Below are 5,261 nucleotides of genomic sequence, written 5' to 3'. Positions count from 1 at the left end.
GGCCATGCGCGGCTGCGCGCCGCTGGGATCGCTGTCGAGATCGGCGTCTGCGCCGAGGAAGCCGCGCGCGACCACGCCGGCCACATCCGCCGCATCCGTGACCGCCGCCCGCTGGTGACGCTGAAGCTTGCGGTTTCGGCAGACGGCAAGATCGCCGCCGCCGGCCACAAACCGGTCGCGATCACCGGCGAGGCCGCCAACGCCCGCACCCATCTGCTGCGCGCCCGTTCCGACGCGGTGCTGGTCGGGATCGGCACCGTTCTGGCGGACGATCCGGAACTAACCTGCCGGCTGCCCGGCATGGCGGCGCAGTCGCCGATCCGCGTGGTGCTCGACCGGAGCTTACGCATCCCTGCGACGAGCAAACTGCTGCATTCCGCCCGCACCACGCCGCTGTGGCTGATGGCCTCCGAGATTGCCGAAGCCGCCACTGCCGCGCGGCTCGGTGCGGCCGGTGCCGAGGTGATCCACGTCGCCGATTGCGCCGACACCCCAGGCCTCGATCTGCCGGCTGTGCTGCACGCGCTGGCCGACAAGGGCGTGACGCGGCTCCTGGTCGAAGGCGGCGCCCGCGTCGCCGCCTCGCTGGTCGCCGGTGAACTCGCCGATGAAATCTGGCTGTGGCGCAGCGACGATCCGATCGGAGCCGACGGCATCGACGCGCTGCACGGCCTGCCGCTGACCGCGATCACCGACTCGCCGCACTGGCGCGTCCGCAGTACCGAGCGCGTCGGCGCGGATACGCTCACCATTTACGATTCGAACTAGAAGGCACTCCATGTTCACCGGCATCGTCACCGACATCGGCGAGATCGAGACCGTCAAGCCGGTCGCGCAGGGCCAGTTGCACCGGCTGCGGATCCGCTGCGCCTACGACCAGTCGACCATCGCCGACGGCGCCTCGATCGCCTCGAACGGCATCTGCATGACCGTGGTCGGCTCCGGCACCGAAGGCGGCAAGACCTGGTACGAGGTCGACGCCGGCGCCGAGACGCTGGCCAAGACCACGGCGAAAGCCTGGACCGCGGGCACCCGGCTCAACCTCGAGCGCGCCCTGAAGATCGGCGACGAGCTCGGCGGCCACATCGTCACCGGCCATGTCGACGGCATCGCCAAGGTGGCGGCGCGCGAGGAGCTGCCGGACATGGCCCGCTTCACGCTGGAAACCAGCCGCGAGCTGGCGCGGTTCATCGCGCCGAAGGGCTCGGTCACGCTCGACGGCACCTCGCTGACGGTGAACACCGTCGAGGACACCAAATTCTCGGTGCTGATCATCCCGCACACACTGTCGGCGACGATTCTGAACGGCTGGCAGGTGGGCAGCGAGGTCAATATCGAGGTCGACCTGATGGCCCGCTATGCCGCGCGCCTGAGCGAGATGAAATAGGCGGCAGCCCGGCGAAGGACGTCATGCGCGGGCTTGGCTTTGCGCCGGCCTCCGCCTACAACCCGCAGGCCCTCATGGTGAGGAGGCGCGAAGCGCCGTCTCGAACATGAGCTTCGCGGCGCTCATCCTTCGAGACGCGGCCGATGGGCCGCTCCTCAGGATGAGGTCCGTACTGGCCGAGATGCAGACAACCGACCGAAGAAGAAGCGACACATGGCAGACGCGCGGCGCGCACCCCTGAAAGACCAGACCGACGTTTCGGGCGCCCGCGTCCTGATCGTCGAGGCGCGGTTCTATGACGACATCCAGGACGCGCTGCTGGAAGGCGCGGTCGCCGAGCTGAAGGCCGCCGGTGCCACCCACGACGTCCTGACCGTGCCGGGCGCGCTGGAGATCCCGGCCGCGGTCGCGATCGCGATCGATGCCGCCGAAGCCGCCGGCAAGCCGTATGACGCGGCGATCGCGCTCGGCTGCGTGGTGCGCGGCGAAACCATCCACTTCGAGATCGTGTCGATGGAGTCGGCCCGCGCGCTGATGGACCTCAGCGTCGCGCGCAAATTCCCGCTCGGCAACGGCATCATCACCGTCAACACCGACGAGCAGGCCTGGGCGCGAGCCAAGCCCGGCGACCTCAACAAGGGCGGCGACGCCGCGCGCGCCGCGCTGGCGATGCTGCGGATCAAGCGCCGGCTGGCGAAGGCCTGATGCAGATGGCCGAGATCAACAAACCCGCGTTCAAGAAACCGGTGCCGAAAGGCGAGCGCAAGGCCAACCGCCGCGGTGCGGCGCGGCTCGCGGCGGTGCAGGCGCTGTACCAGATGGACATCGGCGGCGCCGGCATCAACGAGACCTTCGCCGAGTTCGAGAGTTTCTGGATCGGCAACGAGGTCGAGGGCGAGCAGTATTTGCCGGCCGAAGCCGCGTTCTTCCGCGACATCGTCGCCGGCGTCGTGCGCGATCAGAAGCAGATCGATCCCCTGATCGACGATCTGCTCGCCAAGGGCTGGCCGCTGGCGCGGATCGACGCGATCCTGCGCGCGGTGATGCGGGCAGGGGCCTACGAGCTCGAACACCGCAAGGACATCCCGGCGCGGGTCGTCGTCTCCGAATACGTCGACGTCGCCCACGCCTTCGTCGAGAAGGACGAGACCGGCATGGTCAATGCCGTGCTCGACCAGATCGCGCGGCGGTTCCGCGAAGACGAGTTTACGAGGTAATCGCGTTGTGACGTGTTAAATTCGAGGGACCGGGCAGGCCAAGTTGCAACGAATTTGAGTTATCAGACCCCGCAATGATGCCGGGGCCTGGTCATGGGACCTTTTCGCCACTTCTGGATTGTTCTGCTCGGCCTTTTTGCATTCGTCGCTGCCGTCGCGTGGATCGTTGTCAGCCCGCCAGGACCGCGACCGCCTGACATCAATTTCCTTGCCTCGGATGCACACTTCGCCGTCGCGGGGCAGCATATAGTCGTTCCAATCGTCGCCCTGAGAGGGCCGGACCACGTTTTCGATCTCGGCGGCAGGCAAACCCGAAGCTTCGCGGACCAGATCCGGCAGGCCGCCCGCAATCCGGCCAAACCGATGCCGATGGATCACGTCGACTTCCTGATCCACGAGTACCGCTACACCGGCGAGCACCTCGCCTCGGTGGGCATCTGCCCGCGGCTGACGCGGCGTTGGTCGCAGGCGCTCTGCCGCGGCGAACATAAGGGGCTTTTGCGACGTTTGCCTGAGCGGTTCAATCTGTTCGACCGCAGCAAACTCGACCTTTTGAAAAGCTACGGCACGGTCGGAGGAGAGCGACAGTACGACCAGATCAGAAAGATGATTTATCCCGACAGAGTCGGCATGGGCTGTGATCGCACGACCAAATTTTGTACGGCAGTGATCGAAGCCCAACCAGGTGTGGTCGCCGTTTGGACGGTGTGGACCCACGAGCAAACCGGCACCACCCCGCAGCAGATGGCGGATGCTCAGGGCCCTGCCATCGTGCAGTTCGTCAGGCGCGCGATCGGCGAGGTCGAAGATCCGACCCTGCTAGATGCCGAGTGAGCGGTAAGGTTGAGCGCGGCTGAACCGTCGGCTCTGCCGACTTGCGCGCGGCGGCTTTCTGGCCTCTCAGTGCGCGCGGGATTTGGCCGGGTACAAAACCGGTCGCGGGAAGCAAACCATGCCCTCCGGTGAAGACGATCTGATCGCGCGATACTTCAAGCCTCTGGCGACCGATCCGGGGGCGCGGGGACTGGTGGATGACGCCGCTGTCTTGGCTGCCACGGGCTGCGATCTGGTGCTGACCACCGACGCGATCGTCGAAGGCGTGCATTATCTGCCGGGAGACCCGCCTGCCGCGATCGCTCGCAAGGCACTCCGGGTCAATCTCTCCGATCTGGCCGCCAAGGGCGCCGAGCCGGCCGGCTTCCTGCTGACGCTGGCGCTGCGGCAGGCCGATGAGGGTTTTTTGGCCCCGTTCGCCGCCGCGCTCGGCGAGGATGCGGCGACGTTCCGCTGCCCGCTGCTCGGCGGCGACACGGTCTCCACTCCCGGCCCGATGATGATCTCGGTGACTGCGCTCGGCCGGGTGCCGCCGGGCCGGATGGTGGCGCGGGACGCGCTGCGCCCGGGCGACGCCATCGTCGTCACCGGCACGATCGGTGATGCCGCGCTCGGGCTCGACCTGCTGCAGGGCCGGGCGACCGCCGCGAACGACGAGGACCGCGCGTTCCTGATCGACCGCTACCGGGTGCCGCAGCCGCGCTCGGCGCTGGCGACCGCTGTGCGCGATTATGCCGGCGCGGCGATGGACATTTCCGACGGGCTCGCCGGCGATCTCGCCAAGATGTGCGCCGCGTCCGGCGTCACTGCGACTCTCGACGCGGCCGCCGTGCCGTTGTCGGAGGCTGCGCGTGCGATCGCGGGAACCGATGAGTCGAAGCTGGCGCGATTACTCAGCGGCGGTGATGACTACGAACTGCTTTGCGGCGTTGCACAAAATAATCTCGATCAGTTCCTTGATGCGGCGCAGCGGAGCCATGTGCAGGTGACAGTCATCGGCGTTGCCGAAGACGGAACCATACCGCCGCGATGGCTCGGCGCGGGCGGCGCTGAAATCCCGCTGAAGACGCTGTCTTTCAGTCATTTCTGATGCTTAGTCACTGGTATTCCGACGCGAGGAAGTTCGCTGGAATACTCCGAAGGTCAGCGGAAAAGCCCAGCTTAGTCCCTTCGCAGCGATTGCGGAGCACCTGTGATTTTGGCAAGGTTCGCCGCGATTTGAGGCTGCCCCGCAAAAGAGGGCACGCCATCTTGTTGCGCGCCCGCGCCGCTCCCGCAGCGCAGGCACGGGGGTGAAACTCGGGACTGAGGCAATCAGGTATGACAGCTCTATGGGTGATCGTGCTCTGCGGAGCGCTATCGATCGTATACGCCATCTGGGCGACCTCGTCGGTGCTCGCTGCCGACCAGGGCAACGCGCGGATGCAGGAAATCGCGGGCGCGGTGCGTGAAGGCGCGCAGGCCTATCTGAAGCGCCAGTACATGACCATCGCCATCGTCGGCGTGGTGATCTTCGCGCTGCTCGCTTACTTCCTCGGCATCCTCGTGGCGATCGGCTTCGCGATCGGCGCGATCCTGTCCGGCGCGGCCGGCTTCATCGGCATGAACGTGTCGGTGCGCGCCAACGTCCGCACCGCGCAGGCGGCCACCACCTCGCTCGCCGGCGGCCTCGAGCTCGCCTTCAAGGCGGGCGCGATCACCGGCCTGCTGGTCGCCGGTCTCGCGCTGCTGGGCGTCACCCTCTACTTCATCTACCTGATCCACTTCGCCGGTCTGCAGGCCAACAGCCGTTCCTTTTTCTACTCCTCCGCTGCCGCCGAATT

7 protein-coding genes are annotated in these 5,261 nt (G+C 66.9%); all 7 read left to right on the top strand.

The window, feature by feature from the left end; genetic code table 11:
- The coding region (locus DYI24_RS20490; RefSeq protein ID WP_164573621.1) for a RibD family protein at positions 1–768 on the top strand (768 nt) is incomplete at its 5' end.
- Positions 769–778: 10 nt separating this feature from the next.
- Positions 779–1,387: a riboflavin synthase gene (locus DYI24_RS20485; protein WP_164573620.1), complete on the top strand. Its 609-nt coding sequence runs from the start codon at positions 779–781 to the stop codon at positions 1,385–1,387.
- Between the two features lie 213 nt (positions 1,388–1,600).
- Complete coding sequence (gene ribH / locus DYI24_RS20480; RefSeq protein WP_164573619.1) at positions 1,601–2,092, top strand: 6,7-dimethyl-8-ribityllumazine synthase; 492 nt, start codon at positions 1,601–1,603, stop codon at positions 2,090–2,092.
- 5 nt (positions 2,093–2,097) lie between these two features.
- Positions 2,098–2,604: a transcription antitermination factor NusB gene (gene nusB, locus DYI24_RS20475; protein WP_107357518.1), complete on the top strand. Its 507-nt coding sequence runs from the start codon at positions 2,098–2,100 to the stop codon at positions 2,602–2,604.
- Positions 2,605–2,697: 93 nt separating this feature from the next.
- Entirely contained in the window at positions 2,698–3,438 is a 741-nt protein-coding gene (locus DYI24_RS20470; RefSeq protein WP_164573618.1) for a hypothetical protein, read from the top strand.
- A gap of 118 nt (positions 3,439–3,556) precedes the next feature.
- The gene (gene thiL / locus DYI24_RS20465) at positions 3,557–4,528 is read left to right on the top strand and encodes a thiamine-phosphate kinase (RefSeq protein WP_164573617.1); all 972 of its coding nucleotides are present in this window, start codon (positions 3,557–3,559) and stop codon (positions 4,526–4,528) included.
- A 230-nt stretch (positions 4,529–4,758) separates the two neighbouring features.
- A partial coding sequence (locus tag DYI24_RS20460) for a sodium/proton-translocating pyrophosphatase (protein ID WP_205523610.1) occupies positions 4,759–5,261 on the top strand: 503 nt, incomplete at its 3' end.

The organism is Rhodopseudomonas sp. BR0C11, from assembly GCF_010820945.1.
Classification (GTDB): domain Bacteria; phylum Pseudomonadota; class Alphaproteobacteria; order Rhizobiales; family Xanthobacteraceae; genus Rhodopseudomonas; species Rhodopseudomonas palustris_H.
This window is presented reverse-complemented; position numbering and strand designations above follow the sequence as displayed.

Coding starts and splice junctions, on each gene's coding strand:
- ribH (WP_164573619.1), top strand. CDS start 1,601: ATGGCAGACGCGCGGCGCGCACCCCTGAAAGACCAGACCGACGTTTCG.
- thiL (WP_164573617.1), top strand. CDS start 3,557: ATGCCCTCCGGTGAAGACGATCTGATCGCGCGATACTTCAAGCCTCTG.
- DYI24_RS20470 (WP_164573618.1), top strand. CDS start 2,698: ATGGGACCTTTTCGCCACTTCTGGATTGTTCTGCTCGGCCTTTTTGCA.
- DYI24_RS20485 (WP_164573620.1), top strand. CDS start 779: ATGTTCACCGGCATCGTCACCGACATCGGCGAGATCGAGACCGTCAAG.
- nusB (WP_107357518.1), top strand. CDS start 2,098: ATGGCCGAGATCAACAAACCCGCGTTCAAGAAACCGGTGCCGAAAGGC.